At 52.2% G+C, this 15065-nt stretch carries 16 protein-coding genes and 1 pseudogene; 8 read left to right on the plus strand and 9 right to left on the minus strand.

Annotated features, from left to right (window positions below):
- The first annotated feature begins 67 nt into the window (after positions 1-67).
- The gene (locus tag RC73_RS11255) at positions 68-556 is read left to right on the plus strand and encodes a hypothetical protein (RefSeq protein ID WP_117199956.1); all 489 of its coding nucleotides are present in this window, start codon (positions 68-70) and stop codon (positions 554-556) included.
- 236 nt (positions 557-792) lie between these two features.
- Here RC73_RS11255 and RC73_RS11260 read toward each other — a convergent pair.
- The 5 genes and pseudogenes from RC73_RS11260 to RC73_RS11280 form a co-directional block, all read right to left on the minus strand.
- Positions 793-1842, minus strand: a pseudogene (locus RC73_RS11260) (transposase).
- Between the two features lie 711 nt (positions 1843-2553).
- Positions 2554-2715 (minus strand): hypothetical protein, encoded by a 162-nt coding sequence (locus RC73_RS11265; RefSeq protein ID WP_037437387.1) that lies wholly within the window; start codon positions 2713-2715, stop codon positions 2554-2556.
- Positions 2716-2879: 164 nt separating this feature from the next.
- On the minus strand, positions 2880-4196 hold the full coding sequence (locus RC73_RS11270) for an RsmB/NOP family class I SAM-dependent RNA methyltransferase (RefSeq protein WP_039034736.1): 1317 nt from the start codon (positions 4194-4196) through the stop codon (positions 2880-2882).
- A gap of 117 nt (positions 4197-4313) precedes the next feature.
- Positions 4314-4985, minus strand: coding sequence for a glutathione S-transferase family protein (locus RC73_RS11275; protein ID WP_039034737.1), 672 nt, complete (start codon positions 4983-4985; stop codon positions 4314-4316).
- 28 nt (positions 4986-5013) lie between these two features.
- Entirely contained in the window at positions 5014-5634 is a 621-nt protein-coding gene (locus RC73_RS11280; RefSeq protein WP_039034738.1) for a glutathione S-transferase family protein, read from the minus strand.
- Between the two features lie 196 nt (positions 5635-5830).
- Here RC73_RS11280 and RC73_RS11285 point away from each other — a divergent pair, with 196 nt between their 5' ends.
- Complete coding sequence (locus tag RC73_RS11285) at positions 5831-6403, plus strand: TetR/AcrR family transcriptional regulator (protein WP_039034739.1); 573 nt, start codon at positions 5831-5833, stop codon at positions 6401-6403.
- Positions 6404-6464: 61 nt separating this feature from the next.
- On the opposite strand, the gene RC73_RS11290 is transcribed toward RC73_RS11285, so the two are convergent.
- Positions 6465-7139, minus strand: coding sequence for a DUF2461 domain-containing protein (locus tag RC73_RS11290; RefSeq protein WP_039034740.1), 675 nt, complete (start codon positions 7137-7139; stop codon positions 6465-6467).
- Positions 7140-7319: 180 nt separating this feature from the next.
- Here RC73_RS11290 and RC73_RS11295 point away from each other — a divergent pair, with 180 nt between their 5' ends.
- The 6 genes from RC73_RS11295 to RC73_RS11320 all read left to right on the plus strand — a co-directional run bounded on the left by RC73_RS11295 (position 7320) and on the right by RC73_RS11320 (position 13148).
- Entirely contained in the window at positions 7320-9563 is a 2244-nt protein-coding gene (locus tag RC73_RS11295) for a TonB-dependent receptor domain-containing protein (protein ID WP_052248148.1), read from the plus strand.
- A 99-nt stretch (positions 9564-9662) separates the two neighbouring features.
- Positions 9663-10235, plus strand: a complete 573-nt coding sequence (locus RC73_RS11300) for a PhnA domain-containing protein (protein WP_039034741.1) — start codon at positions 9663-9665, stop codon at positions 10233-10235.
- A 144-nt stretch (positions 10236-10379) separates the two neighbouring features.
- On the plus strand, positions 10380-10934 hold the full coding sequence (locus tag RC73_RS11305; RefSeq protein WP_039034742.1) for a MarR family winged helix-turn-helix transcriptional regulator: 555 nt from the start codon (positions 10380-10382) through the stop codon (positions 10932-10934).
- Positions 10935-11303: 369 nt separating this feature from the next.
- A complete protein-coding gene (locus RC73_RS11310) occupies positions 11304-11966 on the plus strand; it encodes a hypothetical protein (protein WP_039034743.1) in 663 nt (220 codons plus the stop codon).
- Positions 11967-11978: 12 nt separating this feature from the next.
- On the plus strand, positions 11979-12569 hold the full coding sequence (locus tag RC73_RS11315) for a Crp/Fnr family transcriptional regulator (protein ID WP_101096118.1): 591 nt from the start codon (positions 11979-11981) through the stop codon (positions 12567-12569).
- A 60-nt stretch (positions 12570-12629) separates the two neighbouring features.
- Positions 12630-13148: a YgjV family protein gene (locus RC73_RS11320; protein WP_152608437.1), complete on the plus strand. Its 519-nt coding sequence runs from the start codon at positions 12630-12632 to the stop codon at positions 13146-13148.
- Here the strand turns inward: RC73_RS11320 and RC73_RS11325 are convergent.
- From RC73_RS11325 to RC73_RS11335, 3 genes are all read right to left on the minus strand, one after another.
- A complete protein-coding gene (locus RC73_RS11325) occupies positions 13145-13396 on the minus strand; it encodes a hypothetical protein (RefSeq protein WP_028778989.1) in 252 nt (83 codons plus the stop codon). The genes RC73_RS11320 and RC73_RS11325 overlap by 4 nt on opposite strands.
- The gene (locus tag RC73_RS11330; protein WP_039034745.1) at positions 13393-13629 is read right to left on the minus strand and encodes a hypothetical protein; all 237 of its coding nucleotides are present in this window, start codon (positions 13627-13629) and stop codon (positions 13393-13395) included. Before RC73_RS11330 ends, RC73_RS11325 begins: the two co-directional genes overlap by 4 nt.
- Positions 13630-13730: 101 nt before the next feature.
- Positions 13731-15032, minus strand: a complete 1302-nt coding sequence (locus tag RC73_RS11335) for an NAD(P)/FAD-dependent oxidoreductase (protein ID WP_025889419.1) — start codon at positions 15030-15032, stop codon at positions 13731-13733.
- Between the last annotated feature and the right edge of the window lie 33 nt (positions 15033-15065).

Consider the following 15065-nt stretch of genomic DNA (forward strand, 5'->3'; position numbering starts at 1 on the left):
AGATCATGGAAAGCGAAAAAGGTTCCGCTTATTTAGGCAACAACGCCGCCTGTAACCTTCAAAAAAAATGAAACGTAATGAAACGCGAGAGAATGAAATGACCATTTTAGATCATGTTTGGACATCAATAGCTGAGAATGACATTACTTTTGAAAGCTTAAAAGAAAAAGGAATGGACATTATTAGTAGTGGTGTTGAATTAAATGACAGTCTAGAAAGCGCACTCGTTACATTTTTAGCTGAACCGTCAGTAGAGAGTATAGTAAATCTAGTATTTGTTAGTTTAACGGAAGAGCTTAATATAACTACGAAAAAAGAAGTGCTGATAATTTTAATGCTTTTCAAGAAAGGATGGATTAGCAAAACTAAATTGATAGAAAAACTCGGACGTATTCCAATTATTGACAGGGATGAGTTGGAACCAAGCCTTAGAGAGGTTGTAGATGCTGCGGCCTTAATGCAGGAAGATGAAAGTGACGGATACTCCGATCTTGAAGATATACTGACACCTAAAGTCGATATGTTAGAGTTAAATAAGCTAACTAAACAAGCTTAAAAGTGGGTTTGCAAAAAAATCAAGCCACCCACTTTAAAACAATAACTTAATCTTCTTTCGGTCTGCGTTCAAGCACCGCTAGGGGATTTGAGCACCCGGAGGTAGAAAGATATCCGTGAGTTGCAGAGGTTTGATGAAATCGAACCGATTTCACGCAAAAATGTGAGATTTGAGCCGTGCTAGCCCCACCCATGGTTCAGGGGATTTCAATGACTGCGGTTGAGATAGAGTGGGGTTCAGGCCGTTTGAAAGTACTGGCAACTGGTTGCAAAATGCCGTCGTCGCTTCTCCAAATGTTCGCAGTAACAGCTGAGCTCTTGCAAGGTGCCTACCGGTCCACGAAATAGTCTTCCAAATTCAGTGGTAAGCTTGAGCCAGTTCTCATGAGGGATATTCAACCGCGTCAGTAGCTTGGCACTCTTTTCACCTATCGCGCCACGTTTATCATTGCGAATACAGCGCCCGGTATCATCCACCAATTCAAGATAATCCTTGAGCCCAAACGTAATACCACTGGGCTGGTTATCGCATTCATTACCGATAAAGGGCAGTAACCTGGCGGGTTGTTCGCATTTCAATGCTGCCTGAATACGTAGTCGAATGCTGGTATGCGCCGACTGCTCAGGCGTATCCGCCATCTTGGCTCTGATGGGATTGAGGTCAACGTAAGCCATGCAGGTTAACACCGCGGCTTCATCCAGTAAGGCTTGCGACTTAAATCTTCCTTCCCACAAATTTATCCGGAATAAATTTGAACAGCTTTAGCTGGCCCGCAGGGAGAGCGCCAGGGATGGCGGCGAATAGAATCGGCCGGTACAGTTATCTTCCTGATTGGCTTGACGCGCTATCGGTTCGTTGAGACAACGCATGAACCAACTGATGTCACATAACCTGCTGCGAAAAATCGCGATAGTATGCTTCAGCCTAGGCACTTCATACGCTTCAATCAGCTCACCCTGGGTGAATTTGTGGGTTAACTCGTCACCTTTAAACAGCTTATGCCATTGCTCAAGCACTTCTCTGTCTGTCCATCGGTTTGCTGTCTCTATATCAATATGCAACACCAGATGCAGATGATTACTCATGATGGCGAATGCCGCCACATCAATAGCAAAAACGGCTTCCAGTTCAAACAGTAACGATTCGACCCAACCACGGCGGTGGTCATAATTCTTACCTGAGTAGGCATCATCACCACACAGAAAGGCTCGCCGCACCACGCGGCTGCAACAGTGATAGTAAGGCGTATCTTCAAGGCTGATTTGAGTTCGGCGAGGGCGCGGCATAATAACCTCCTTGTTAAATGCTTAAACAAAGCATAGTCGGAAGCTAACTACCACGCCATTAATGCTGGGTGTCCATTTTTTATTCCGAAAGCCGTTGGCGCAAATAACGTGGCTGAGGCATGGATGCCGAAGCAGCGCCAGTCGAATCAGGGATGAGCGTCTGAAGCAGTAGTTATTTGCGCCATTAGGCCGAGGGGCTTTCGACACCGTGTGGGGGCGGCAAGGGAGATCCAAGAGGGGATTGCTGTAGATCCTCTCTTGGTCGGGTGTGGGGCGAAGCTCCACGACTTTAGGCCGCTGGCACAGCGGCTATCATGGCTTTAAGCCAAAACTCATCAATAAACTAGGTCTTAGCTTCTGGCTAAGCAGCCGCCAATCACCTGCGGTGCGCCTTTCGCACAGGCGATCCTGTGACATGGCGTGAATACGTCCATGTAGCCTCGACGAAAACGTCCCTGTTTTCGATGGTCACAGTTTCGCCTGTGCCTGGAAATGAGGTGTATGTCTGCGGACACTTCAGAGGTTTCAAGCTACTTAGGGCTAACAGAATTGCACCAATACCCCCTTCGGAGCCGCCGCTGGCGTTGTTGCAAATTGGCGTAGCCTAGACAGGTGAGTTGACGCAGTGCACAAATGGGGCTTATTCGCAGCTTATTCGCCCTTTCCTAAGCCCCTTTGTTGTTGATTGGTTTTCTTGAGATTAAGCCAAGATTATTTCCATTTATCTCTGAGGAACTCAGGCTCCATATATTCGTCCGGATAACGTCTCTTGCTGTCCCGGCGGCGTTGTTTGACCCGTTTGTTCTTTTGCTTACCTCTGACATGATCTCCCCATGGAGCATCGTTGTCATCGAAATCATAGTGGTTTGACATGGTCCATTTCCAATAACACAGTGCATAATAGGTTGCACCGCTCCTTTTTACCTAAAGCGCCGGTTAAGCTAAAGTGAGAAATTTAGCGTCTCAAGGTAAAAATTATTGCATGTCTGTCCCCGATTCCCTGTCCCGATTCCCTTCGGGCATTAACCTGACTCTTGCTAGCCTTGTTTACGAAAACGAACAACAAACATCCCATCGGCATTGGCTTCAAAGGGCCAAATCGTCAAATACTGCGTCTGTTCACCGCTGAATGGGTGGCTGAGCGTTTCTAGAGTAAACTCGGGTCGCTTGGCCAGGAAGGCATCGACCACCTGGCGGTTTTCGCTGTCCGCCAGTGAGCAGGTGGCGTAAACCAAAGTGCCACCTGGCTTGACCGCATCGCAGGCGCGGCTGAGTATGTCGAGCTGCAGCGCGGGTTTATCGCTGATGGCCTGGCTGTCATCCAGCCAGCGCATGTCCGGATTTCGGCGCCAGGTGCCGGTGCAGCTGCAGGGGGCATCGACCAGCACGCCGTCGAAGGTTTCTCTGGCAACCGGCAGGGCATCGCTGCGCCAAGGCGCAACCTTGATGTTGAAACCGGCGCGTTTGGCGCGTTTTTCCAGTTCATTGAGCGCAGCCGGGCGGATATCCGAGGCGGTAATAGTGCCAAAAACGCCTTTGGCGGCACTATCTTGCTGCATCAGCGAACTGAGTTGCAGGCTCTTGCCACCGGCGCCGGAGCAGGCGTCCCACCAGTTTTCATTGGCTCTTGGGGCGCAAACCTGGCCTATGACCTGGGAGGCCAGATCCTGCACTTCAATAAACCCTTCCTTATAGAGTCTGATTTCATTGAGGTTGATACTCTTGCTGCCAAGGCTGATGGCGTCATTGAAGACGGGAGCGGCGCTAGCATCGACTCCGGCGCTTCTGAGTTCGGCCACGGCCTTGGACAGCGGCATATTCTGCACCCTGGCCCAGATGGGGGGGCGGCTGCAAAGCGCGTCTATCAGCAGCTCTTCCCGGGCCTCTGGCAGCGGCGCCACGGCCTGCCAGAACCAGTCCGGCGCCAGGTCTTTTGCCAAGACATGTCGGCCAGAGACCTTGAATACCAATGCGGCGGCGGCTTTGGGGGCCAGAGCCTGCTCAGGCAGGGCGAATGACTTGCCGGCTTGTTGCTGCCAGGCACAAACAATGTCCGTCCAAGGGTGGGCTTCTATCGCCGCCGCCAATGCCAGGCGCTGGAACCACAGGCTTTGCTCATCGCCATTCTCAAGCTGTTGCAACCAACCCCACCAACGAAACAGGGCAAACAGGGTCTCCCGAATGACCTTTCTGTCCTTGGAGCCGTGTTTCTTGTTGCTGCGGAAATAGTTCGCCAGCACCCGATCGGCACTCTGGCGACTGTCGAGGATTTCGGTGAACAGTGTGTTGATGGTGTTGGCATAACTGGCGGCACGTTTTTGGGCCGGAGTCAATGAAGGGCTTGGCGCGGTCAAAGGTTTCTCTGCATCAAGTAGGGATAGCAATGGCGCCAATATTAACAGAAGTGCCGCGGCCTGTCCCCGGCACCTTGTTTTGCTAATGTTTGCTAATGGTTACCACACGACTCAGACTTAGCGGGTAACCATTTGCGCTATCTGTTTGGCCCTGTCTTCATCGCTTAACTGGTCCCTGGACTCAGGGGTGACTATGCCTTTTTGACAGGCCGGGCGCTGGGCCAGCGTATCGAGCCAACGTTGCAGATGAGGCAGGCCTTGAATATCTATGCCGCTCCAGTCGTAAATCCGTACCCAGGGCCAGGTGGCCATATCGGCTATGCTGTACTCATCACCGGCCAGATAGGCATGTTTGGCCAACTGATTATCCATCACCTCAAACAGACGCCGGCCCTCTTTTTGATAACGCTCTATCGCGGCCGGGATCTTCTCCGGAAAATAACGGTAGAACACATTGGCTTGTCCCATCATGGGGCCTACGCCGCCCATCTGGAACATCAGCCATTGGATGACCTGGGAGCGCTTCTTGGCATCTACAGGTAAGAATTTCCCTGTTTTTTCAGCCAAGTAAAGCAAGATAGCACCGGATTCAAACACCACGAAATCATCGTTATCCCTGTCTATGATGGCCGGGATCCGGCCGTTGGGATTGATGGCTAAAAACTCGGGTTGTTTCTGTTCATTGGCACTGAGATCCAGATGGTGTACCCGGTAGGGCAAGCCCATCTCTTCCAGGGCAATACTGATTTTAAAGCCGTTGGGGGTGGCGGCGGTATAGAGTTCAATCATGTGTGTCTCCTAGATTTTATCCTTGCTTTTATCCTTGTTTTGGCTGGCTCATTGCCGGGCGTTGTCCGGTTTGCTCATACCAGCTCTGCAGCACACGGAAAGGCTGCAGTGAAATCTGCAGATTTTTGATGAATCCCAATAAGATATAAGCGGTGATATCGGCAATGGAGTAGTTTTCACCGGCCAGATAGGGGGATTCACTCAGGCGCTGCTCCAGCAGAGGCAGGAAAGATTCCAGGCGCTTGCGGGATTCTTCGCCCCAATCTTGAATGCAGGTTTCCCGGTCGCTGTAGATGCCGCTGATATTGCGAAATGCCTGAAAGGCAGGTAACAATCCCTGCAGTTCAACGATGCGCTGCCACATCTCCACCTTTGCTCGCTCCAGCGGCGTGCTACCAAAGAGCTTGAGCTCGGTAGGGAACAGCTCGTCGAGATAACGGCAGATGGCCACAGACTCGCACAGATAACTGCCATCATCCAGCTCCAGCAGCGGAATGCGGCCATTGATACTCTTGGCCTTGAATTCGGCCGAGAGATTTTCTCCGCCGCGAAGATCGACGTTTACCCGCTCGATATCTATGCCTTTCTCCGCCATGAAAATACTGACTCTGCGGGCACTTGGGGTGGGTCCGAGTTCATACAGCTTCATCTATCTTTCTCCATCTGTCTTGGGCCGTTTTGCCCCTGGGTTAGTTATTTTTCCTGGTTTGGTTTCAGGAAAATGTATTCAAATCTTTTTCGGAACGATCGTTTAGGTTAGACTTTAGGGATATCAGAACGATCAGTCAAGAATTAATTTGGCTAAATATACAGCACGTCATTCGCTGGAAACGCTTGGGAGCAGTATGGCAAGAAGTTGCAATTTTGACCGGCAAGATAAGCTGAAATTGGCAATGGAGCTCTTTTGGCAAAAGGGTTATGCCGCCACCTCAGTGGCGGATCTGGTCGAGCATCTGGGGATCAACAGATTCAGTCTCTATAACACCTATGGCGACAAGCTGAATCTGTACCGGGAGGCGCTGCGTCTGTATCTGCAGCAAAACTCTTTACCATCGCTCGACAGCCTGCGCGCCGAAGGCGCAGGGTTACAGCAGGTAATTGATTATCTTGAGCAGTTTGTGGCCCTGCAGCGAGAGCAAAAATACGGCTGTTTCCTGCAAAATGCGCTGCTGGAGATGAGCTTGGAGGATGCTGTCGTACAGCAAGAGAGTCGGCACTTGTTTGACTCCATCAAGGAGGCGTTTGCCAAGGCGCTGACCCACGCCAGAGAGTGCGGCGAGCTTAACAGCGACAATACCGAGGCGCTCGCGGCATGGTTACTGCTGCAATTGCAGGGGATTCGGGTGCTCGGCAAGGCCGGTTTGCATCAGGAGTTGCAGCAGGCGCTGAGCGTGATGCGCACTCAGCTTGGACGTTGAACCAGATTCTACCTGGGCAGTTTAAGCTCGGGTACGGCAATCAATAATCCAGGAACAGACATCAATAATCCAAGTCCAGGGCAAAGCACAGATAGCGCATCAACGCCTGGGTGTGTTGGAACTCACTAGCACAGAAGTCGACAAAATCGCTGCGACAAACCTGCTCTTTTGTCAGCATCTTAAGCGCCACAAAGTCTTTGCGTTTCAACTCGTTTATCAATGGGTGGCTTTTATCGAACCCCTTGGGTGGCCGCACCAGGCTGTCACCGTCCATCGTAAACCCATGACGCTGTAATTCCTCCAACGCCTTGCTGTAGGCGCGTGGGTTGTCGTCGATACATTGTCTGATGGCGCCGAGCACCTTGGATTCGGGGCGCCAGATCCCGGCAGCGATAAAGCAGCCATCGTTGGCCAGATGCAGATACAACCCGGGAGCGTGGACATCCTTACCCTGAAAATGGCGAAACTGGATCCCGACATTGAGCTTGTAGGGCGACTTGTCGTGACCAAAGCGAGTGTCCCGCTGTGGCCGCATCAAACTGCCTCCGACCTTCTTGGCGATCGCTGTCAATCTGGGAGACAAGGCCTGAATAGGCTGCTGCATCTGTTCAATAAACGCCAGTGCCGGCCCCCTGAGCAGGGTTTCATACTCATCCTGATGTTGCTTGAACCAGGCCCTGTCGTTGTTGTTTTCCAGCCGGGTCAGAAAGGCAAAACCTTGTTCGCTGAAGCTCATTTTTGTTCTCCATTTTCTTCACGGCGATATCTCAGGTGAAAGCCTGTTGTGAGTCAAGTGGTTTTACATTTTTGAAACAAATATAACCAAATAGGATCCTGTGTAAATATCGGTGAGAATAATTCTCATTTGTCAGCTTGATTCTTATAATGCCGCCTTATTTTTAAGGGGAGATGATAGATGACAAGCGAACAATCCCGGCGAACGGCGCCGAGCGGCAAGCTGCCATTACTGCTGTGTGCCTTGGCGCCCTGGCCCTTGCTGGCCGCCACTTCTCAGCCGTCCAAGAGTGGTACCAGCGTGCTGGGTGAACCTAAGGTGGAAGCGATAGAGATCATAGAGGTGCGTGGCCAGCCTTTTCGTCGGGAACTGACGCTGACCCGTCCGGGCGAAGCCTTGGTGACATTGGAGGACATAGAGGAGCAACAGGCGGGAAACTTTGCCGAAGTGCTGGACACTGTGCCCGGCATCACTCTTGATGGCGGCCCCCGCAGCGGCGGTGAAAAAATCAATGTTTGGGGCTTTGGTGAGACAGAAGATCTCAATGTCTATGTCGACAACGCCCCGGTCGGGTTTGAACAGTATCGCTACGGCTCTTTCTTTATCGACCCGGATATGGTCAAGCGAATTGAGGTGATCAAGGGCGCCCACGATCCCCGCTCCGGCAATGGTGGTTTCGGTGGCTCCATGTATGTGGTGACCAAGAGTGCCGATGATTTTCTGGATTACGGCAAAAGCTTGGGCGCCAGAGTCAAGGCCAGCTATGCCGATAACAACGGCTTGGAGACTTACACTGGTACGCTTTATGGCCGCTTGAACTCAGGGCTGTCGGCACTTGTTAACTACAGCTATAAAGATGCCGGCAATCTTAAGCTGGGCAACGGCCAGGTGTTTCGTTTCTCAGGTTATCGGCAAAACAACCTACTGGCCAAGCTGGATTATGAGCTGGGGGCGCACAAGTTGTCTTTGAGCTATACCTCCTACGATGATGAAGGCCGTAAACCCTGGGCCAACCGCCGCGGCGAAATGCCCACTGTATCTGAGTTCAATATCAAAAAGTACGGCTCTTTTGAGGCGGCAAAATACGCCAATACCGCCCTCAACAGTTACAAAGACAGCACAGTTTCACTCAACTATCGTTATACACCGGCCAGTCCGCTGTGGGATCTGCAATTGGCGCTGTCCAGCAGCAGTAACGACAGGCACTGGGTAAGGCCCCAGATAGCCTTCGATAAGATGTTTGTTTCTGTAGGTAACTTTGGCCACGAGTCCTGGCTCGAATACGACAGGGACTTTATCGATATCAACAACACCAGCCAGTTGGGTGACCACTTGCTGACTGTGGGGCTGCAGTATCGCTCGCTCGATCGCCGCTCATTGGTATTCAACAAGAGTTATCAGAACAAGGCGGAGAAAAACTTCGGCCTGTACACGCCTTACTACCAGCCTGGAGGTCGCCAGGATACCTACGCCTTTTATATCAGCGACAGCATTGCCCTGACGGATAACTTCATCCTAAAACCATCGCTGCGGTTCGATAGTATTTACAGCATAGGCCATGGCAATCTGGCGCCGGATTACAACGACCCCAGTGTCGGCCATGACTTTTCCTCTACCCGCCACAGCGGTTGGTCGCCAAGGCTTGGGCTGGAATACCGTCTCAGTGATGTCAGCTTGCTGACCCTGGATTATGCCTACAGCCTGCAGGCGCCTGTGGTGGATGAGATTTACGCGGTGCAATATGCCAAGGCCAGTAGTGCTCAGGCGACCAGTCGCGGGATAGATGTCGAGCGGCTGCACGCCTATAAGCTTGGGCTGAGCAGCGCCTTTGATGGGGTCTTCGCCGGTGATGACAGGCTCTCGACCCAACTGACTCTGTATTGGAATCAGGGAAAACAGGATATCGCCCAGCGCAAAGGACTCTGGGTCGACAAGAGTCAGCCATTTGAGAGCGGTTATGTGAATCTCGACGGCTACCATATCTACGGTGGCGATTTCGAGGCTCAATACCGTTGGCACGATTGGTTTGCCGACTATACGGCTTCCTATACCCGCGGCAAGCACAGCGGCAGCCTGCGTGACAGCAGTGGCAGGGATGAAAACCTGGCAGACATTCCTCCGCTCAATATGCGTCTGCACCTGGGATATTACCTGACTCCTGAGCTGTCGCTCTCCTGGCGTGGCAGTTGGTATGATGCGCAGCAGAAGGTGCCGGATGAGGGCCTGTTTGTCAGCGACAGACCCAGCCAGGCCTATTTTCTGCAGGACTTGTATCTCGCCTTCCAGCCGGAAAATATGTTGCAGGGGCTTGAGCTGAGGCTGGCGCTGCGTAACCTGACCAACCAGTATTACAGCCCGCATCTGGCTGACGGAATTGCGGCTCAGGGACGGGATATTCGCCTTAGTATGGCGTATCATTTCTGATAAAACCCCAGTTATTTTGTGCTTTTGTGAACTGCAAAACTGATCAAGCTCTGATTTTGCGGCATAATGTGCGTTTTGCCTGACCGAAGAATATTAGTGATGACTTCAGAAACTGAATTGCAAAGCCGCTGTGGCGGGAAATGTGAACTCTGTGGAGCCGAAGGCGCTCTGTCTGTCTATGATCTGCCTCACTCGGGTGATCGCACCGATAGTGACATTATGATCTGCGCTACCTGTGAAGGCCAGATTACCGCTCCGGACACCATGGATGTTAACCACTGGCGTTGCCTGAACGACAGTATGTGGAGTCAGGTTCCTGCCGTGCAGGTCATGGCTTATCGCATGCTCAAGCGCCTCAATGGCGAGAGTTGGGCTCAGGATCTGCTGGATATGCTTTATCTGGAAGACGATCTCAAAGCTTGGGGCGATGCCGAGTCTTTGGCGGCCGAGAGCGATGATTCGGCGCCGACACTGGACAGCAATGGCACTCAGTTGGCCGCTGGTGATAGCGTGGTGATCATTAAAGATCTCAACGTGAAAGGCACCAGCTTTGTGGCCAAGCGCGGTACCGCCGTGCGTAACATAGCTCTGACCAATAACCCTGAGCATATCGAAGGTCGGGTCAATGGCACCCGCATCGTTATCCTTAGCTGTTATGTGAAGAAATCATAAGGGGAGTAATTCGCCTCTTTACTGATTGATTCAGTTAAAAACGCCGCAGAAATCGATTTCTGCGGCGTTTTTGCTTTTCAGGCTTGGGAATAGCCGCTTGCTGGCATAATATTCCTTATAAAGAATCTTGCTATAGAGATAGTTATGTCGCAGGAAGAGCTAAAAACACAAACCCACAAGCCACAAGCCCACCAGCCGCAAGCCGCAGCTATCAAGGATGGCGTAGATACCATAGTCAGTCAGTGGTTGGTCGCCGGGGTGACTGACGACCTGCAGCCGATGGAAGTCTTTGGCCGCCTGGCCAGGATCTACAAATATATAGATGCTGAAATCCTCCGTTGCCATAGCGAATTTGGCTTGCGTCAGGGAGAGTTTGATGTGTTGGCAACCTTACGCCGCAGCGGTGAGCCATACACTCTGACCCCGGGGCAATTGCACCAGAGCATGATGCTGACCTCAGGCGCCATGACCAGCCGTTTGGATAAGCTGGAGCAGAAAGGATTCATTTGTCGCAGTCACAGCACCGAAGATCGCCGGGCGGTGAATGTACGATTAACCGCCGAAGGCAAGGCCAAGGTTGAGGCCGCATTGCCTGCTCATATGGCGACTCAGCAGCAGTTGCTCAAGGGCATTTCTGCCAAAGACAGGCAGAGACTGGCGGCTTTATTCAAAGTGTGGCTGGCAGAGCTCGAGTCCTGAGCCTTCTATCTTGGGCAAAGGTAACCTTCCGTCATTGGCGGAGCCGCTTGTTTTGTTAATTGATGCACTGCCTGGGCCCTCAATAGCTGCATCTCCAGTTGCCGAACTTGAGTTCTCAATGACCAAGCTGTCTGCTACTGTATTTGATAAATTAATGATACTGAATCTGGTTGGCTGAAACTCATTGGCACGTACTTTTGATGGTTACCGCTTCAGTCATAGGTTGGCGTTTCAACGGATATTAAATGTTGCGCTCTTGACTGAACCCGGGCTGACAGGAATTCAGATCCCGGCTGCGGCCATTGGGCTTTGAGGTTAAGGTAGCTCAATGTGCCGATATGGTTGTTTTTGGTGTTAACAGGATGAATTATGAAGCTGTTTATTCGTGTGGCTGTAGTGTTGGGGCTGGTGTTTCTGGCGGTGATTGCGCTTGGGATCTACAGGTTCAACTTCACCCAAGATGACCTCTATGTCAGGGAAAACGATATGGTGCGTCCATTGGCTGAATTTGATGGTGGCGCTCAAGGTGTGATGCAGAGGTTGTTCAGCCTGGATACCCGAGAACAGTTCAGGATCCGTTTGCCGGACAGCAATAAGTTAGTCACTCTCACCGGCTTTAAAGAAGAGCAGCATCTGGCGTTTGGCGAATATCAGGATGAAGTGGTTCGTGGGGAGGTGTTGCTCGATTACCGTAAGTTGACTCCATTAAACTTGCCCGGCAATGCCGAATCGATGCAGTTTGTTGTTCCGTTCGCGGTGACAACCCAGGGCTCAGGTGTGTTCTGGTACCTGGGCATGTTCAGATTCGACTATCAAACCGGCGCCATTGCGCATCTGGCCAGCCAGTTTCTCGGCGACCGAATTGAGATTGAAGCCATTACTCCCAAAGAGCCGTTCGACCCACCTTACAGCGTGACTCTGGCGCTGAAGACCCGCACCCAGGAGCAATCTATGGCCGAAGTGCCGGGCGAGTATGTGGAACGCACTTTCTTTGTGACACTTACTTCGATTCTGCCGTCTTCTTCCCAATAGGCGCCCGACTGAATGAGCCATGAATCTATGTCTCATCAGGCCGCTTTCCGGGCGCTGACAGACTTTTTCCTTGAATTGGGGCTTGAACCCAGTGCTTTGGCGCCACTCTTGGATAAGGCTCAGCTGAAAAGTTGTCAGGCAGGTGAGGTGCTGCTGGCACAAGGTGGCAAACAGCAGTCGGGCTTTTTATTGCTCAATGGTCTGCTGCGGGCCAGCCACTATCTGAGTGATGGTCAGCAGCGCTGCAAAGAGTTCTATTTCCCTGGCGAATTTTGTCTGCTTTACAGCAGTTTTCTCAGTGCTGAGCCTGCCCGTTATCAGCTTGAGGCATTGGAAAACAGCACTCTGGTGGTCGTGCCCCTGAGCCTGTTTGAGCTTAGCGGGTTTCAGCGCGCCGAGCTTTCATTGCTGCGTGCCCAGCTGCGTTACAAGGAGCAGAAAGAAGCTTTTCTATTGCTCAAGTCGCCAGAGCAGCGCTACCTGTGGTTAAAAAATCATTGGCCACACTGGATAAGCGCCCTGAGCCAGGTGCAGTTGGCCAACTATATCGGCATCACCCCAGAGAGCCTCAGCCGTATTCGCCGGCGTCTTAACCTAAGTTAATGCCATCGCCTCAATGGCACAGCACAATAGCGGCCGGTTTCAATCTTCCGGGATACTGTGTTGTCCATTTTTGTTATTTCACAGCTGTTGGTCACTCTGGCGCTGTTTAGCGATCTTTTGTCATTCCAGTGCAGGCACAGACGCGCCGTGCTCGCTTGTCTGGTGGTGTCGGGCCTGCTGATCGCGGCGCATTTTATCTTGCTCAACCACTGGAGCCCGGGCATTTTAATGTTGGTTGCCAGTGTCAGATTCTTTGTCAGTATCTTCACCGTCGACAGACGTCTGATGTGGCTGTTTATGGCCGCTTCGGTCACGGCCGTGGCCGTGAGTTTCAATCAATGGCTCGATCTTTTGAGTCTGGCCGGCAGTTTGTTGCAGACCAGGGCGGCCTTTTGCCGTGATGACAAAGGATTAAGGGAGCTGATGTTCGTCGGCAGCGGTTGCTGGCTGCTGAATAACATCCTGTTGGGTTCGCCGATGGCGGTATTGATGGAGTCTGTGTTTATCGGCAGCAATCTGTTGGGATACTACCGTTTCTATCTGCGCCGCAAAGTCTCGGCGCCCGCACAAGGGGGCTAATTCATGCGCGCCTTGCCACCGATAATCTTGAATGCAGGCACGCCGCGGATCAGTGCCTGACGGGCGAAGACCTGGCCGCAGCCGGGGCAGGTACAGGGCGTTTGCGTATGATCTGTGAGGATCCGTTCGACAAAACATTTAACCAAGGCGCCTTTGCCGCCCTTTCGATATTTGAACAGTTTTGCCTTGCAGCCGCAGCAGATGATTTCCACCGTCTGTTGCGGTCCTTTTTTATTGGGCTTACTCACTTGCCCGGCAGTTCGGTTTCCAGCTCAATATCTGTGCAGCCTTTTGGGCAGCGGATGCTGGCAAGCTCTGAGGTGGATTTTGCCGGTGGCAGGGCGGCACTCAAGGCTTGTTGGCATTTAGGGCAGGGCACTTTTTTACCGGCCAGCAGTTGTTTGATCAGATTCTTCTGCGCCTTGAAGGACTGGGCGCTGCTTTGGTTGATATTGGAAAAGTCGGTGGATTGAGCTGTCATAGGCAGTATCTGAATTCGTCTGTTACGGGTAAATAAGTCTGCAGCGATTATAGCCTCGCCGGCGTGACAAATAAAAGAGGGGGCGCTTGGCGCCCCCTCTATCAATGCAGCTTGAGGTGGGGATGGATTATCCGGGTTATCCCCTTGGCAAACATCAGCAGGGTGCCCTTGACCACGCCGTGCAGCTCTATCAAATGGCGGCGATAGAGCGAGGTATAGACAAATCTGGCTATTTTGCCTTCGACCATGACGCCTCCGCCAATGAAAGACATCAGGTTGCCGACCGTGTGGAAGCGCGACAGGTTCACCAGTGAACCGAGATCCTTGTAAAGGTACTCTTTCGAGGGCGTCTTGCCGCTGAGCATGGCTATGATGTTATCCGCTGTCATCAAGGCCATCTGCCTGGCGGCCTGGCCTCTTGGCGGCACCCAGCTGCCGTCCGGCTGCGGACAAGCGGCACAGTCTCCAATGGCAAAGATATGCTCATCCAGCGTGGTTTGGGCATTGGGTTTGACCAGCAGCTGATGGATATGATTGCTTTCCAGGCCGCCAATACCGTGGAGAAACTCAGGCGCCTTGACCCCGGTGGACCAGATCACCATATCGCTCGGGATCTCTTCGCCTTCACTGGTTGTCAACGCCTTGGCTGTCACCTGGGTGATACGGGTATTGGTCATCACCCGGACCCCCAGAGTGCTCAGCTCTCTGGCGACTGCCGCCGAGATCTCTTCCTTTTCCACCTTGGGCAGTATTCGTTTGTCGGCCTCAATCAGGGTGACTTCCAACAGGCTGGTATCTATCTTGTAGCCAAAGCCTTTGAGCTGATCCACCGCGTGATGCATTTCGGCCGACATCTCCACTCCGGTGGCACCGGCGCCGACGACGGCGATTTTGATCTTCTCATCCAACTGTTGATGGCTGGCATAACGCATAAACTTGTTCAACAAACGCTGGCGGATGGCCATGGCTTGCTCTGTGTTGTCGAGGAAGACGCAGTGTTCCCGCACCCCGGGAATATTGAAGTCGTTGGCGATACTGCCGATGGCAACTACTAGATAGTCATAGTCGATGCGCCGTGATGGCAACAGCTCTTCACCTTTGTCATCACAAATGGGCGCCAGTATCACCTGCTTGGCTTTGCGGTCTATGTCCGTCATGGCGCCTTGCTGAAAGTGATAGCCGTGAGCGGCAGCGTGACTGCGGTAACTGATGGCATCAACCCCGACATCCAATGCGCCTGTGGCGACTTCATGGAGCAGGGGTTTCCAGACATGGCTGTCGGCGACATCGATAAGTGTGACTCTGGCTTTGGCTTTGCGGCCCAGTTTATGGCCCAGTTTGGTGGCGATCTCCATACCACCGGCGCCGCCGCCGACGATGACGATATTGGCTAACTCGTGCATTTAATGGCTTTCCTGTTGCAGATTTAAAAACAA

The organism is Shewanella sp. ECSMB14102 (genome assembly GCF_000813075.1).
Lineage (GTDB): Bacteria > Pseudomonadota > Gammaproteobacteria > Enterobacterales > Shewanellaceae > Shewanella > Shewanella indica.

Excerpts from the sequence above, each read along its gene's own strand:
- RC73_RS11295 (WP_052248148.1), top strand. The coding sequence starts at position 7,320 with ATGACAAGCGAACAATCCCGGCGAACGGCGCCGAGCGGCAAGCTGCCA.
- RC73_RS11330 (WP_039034745.1), bottom strand. The coding sequence starts at position 13,629 with ATGACAGCTCAATCCACCGACTTTTCCAATATCAACCAAAGCAGCGCC.
- RC73_RS11285 (WP_039034739.1), top strand. The coding sequence starts at position 5,831 with ATGGCAAGAAGTTGCAATTTTGACCGGCAAGATAAGCTGAAATTGGCA.
- RC73_RS11290 (WP_039034740.1), bottom strand. The coding sequence starts at position 7,139 with ATGAGCTTCAGCGAACAAGGTTTTGCCTTTCTGACCCGGCTGGAAAAC.
- RC73_RS11275 (WP_039034737.1), bottom strand. The coding sequence starts at position 4,985 with ATGATTGAACTCTATACCGCCGCCACCCCCAACGGCTTTAAAATCAGT.
- RC73_RS11310 (WP_039034743.1), top strand. The coding sequence starts at position 11,304 with ATGAAGCTGTTTATTCGTGTGGCTGTAGTGTTGGGGCTGGTGTTTCTG.
- RC73_RS11300 (WP_039034741.1), top strand. The coding sequence starts at position 9,663 with ATGACTTCAGAAACTGAATTGCAAAGCCGCTGTGGCGGGAAATGTGAA.
- RC73_RS11280 (WP_039034738.1), bottom strand. The coding sequence starts at position 5,634 with ATGAAGCTGTATGAACTCGGACCCACCCCAAGTGCCCGCAGAGTCAGT.
- RC73_RS11255 (WP_117199956.1), top strand. The coding sequence starts at position 68 with ATGAAACGTAATGAAACGCGAGAGAATGAAATGACCATTTTAGATCAT.
- RC73_RS11315 (WP_101096118.1), top strand. The coding sequence starts at position 11,979 with ATGAGCCATGAATCTATGTCTCATCAGGCCGCTTTCCGGGCGCTGACA.
- RC73_RS11305 (WP_039034742.1), top strand. The coding sequence starts at position 10,380 with ATGTCGCAGGAAGAGCTAAAAACACAAACCCACAAGCCACAAGCCCAC.
- RC73_RS11265 (WP_037437387.1), bottom strand. The coding sequence starts at position 2,715 with ATGTCAAACCACTATGATTTCGATGACAACGATGCTCCATGGGGAGAT.
- RC73_RS11335 (WP_025889419.1), bottom strand. The coding sequence starts at position 15,032 with ATGCACGAGTTAGCCAATATCGTCATCGTCGGCGGCGGCGCCGGTGGT.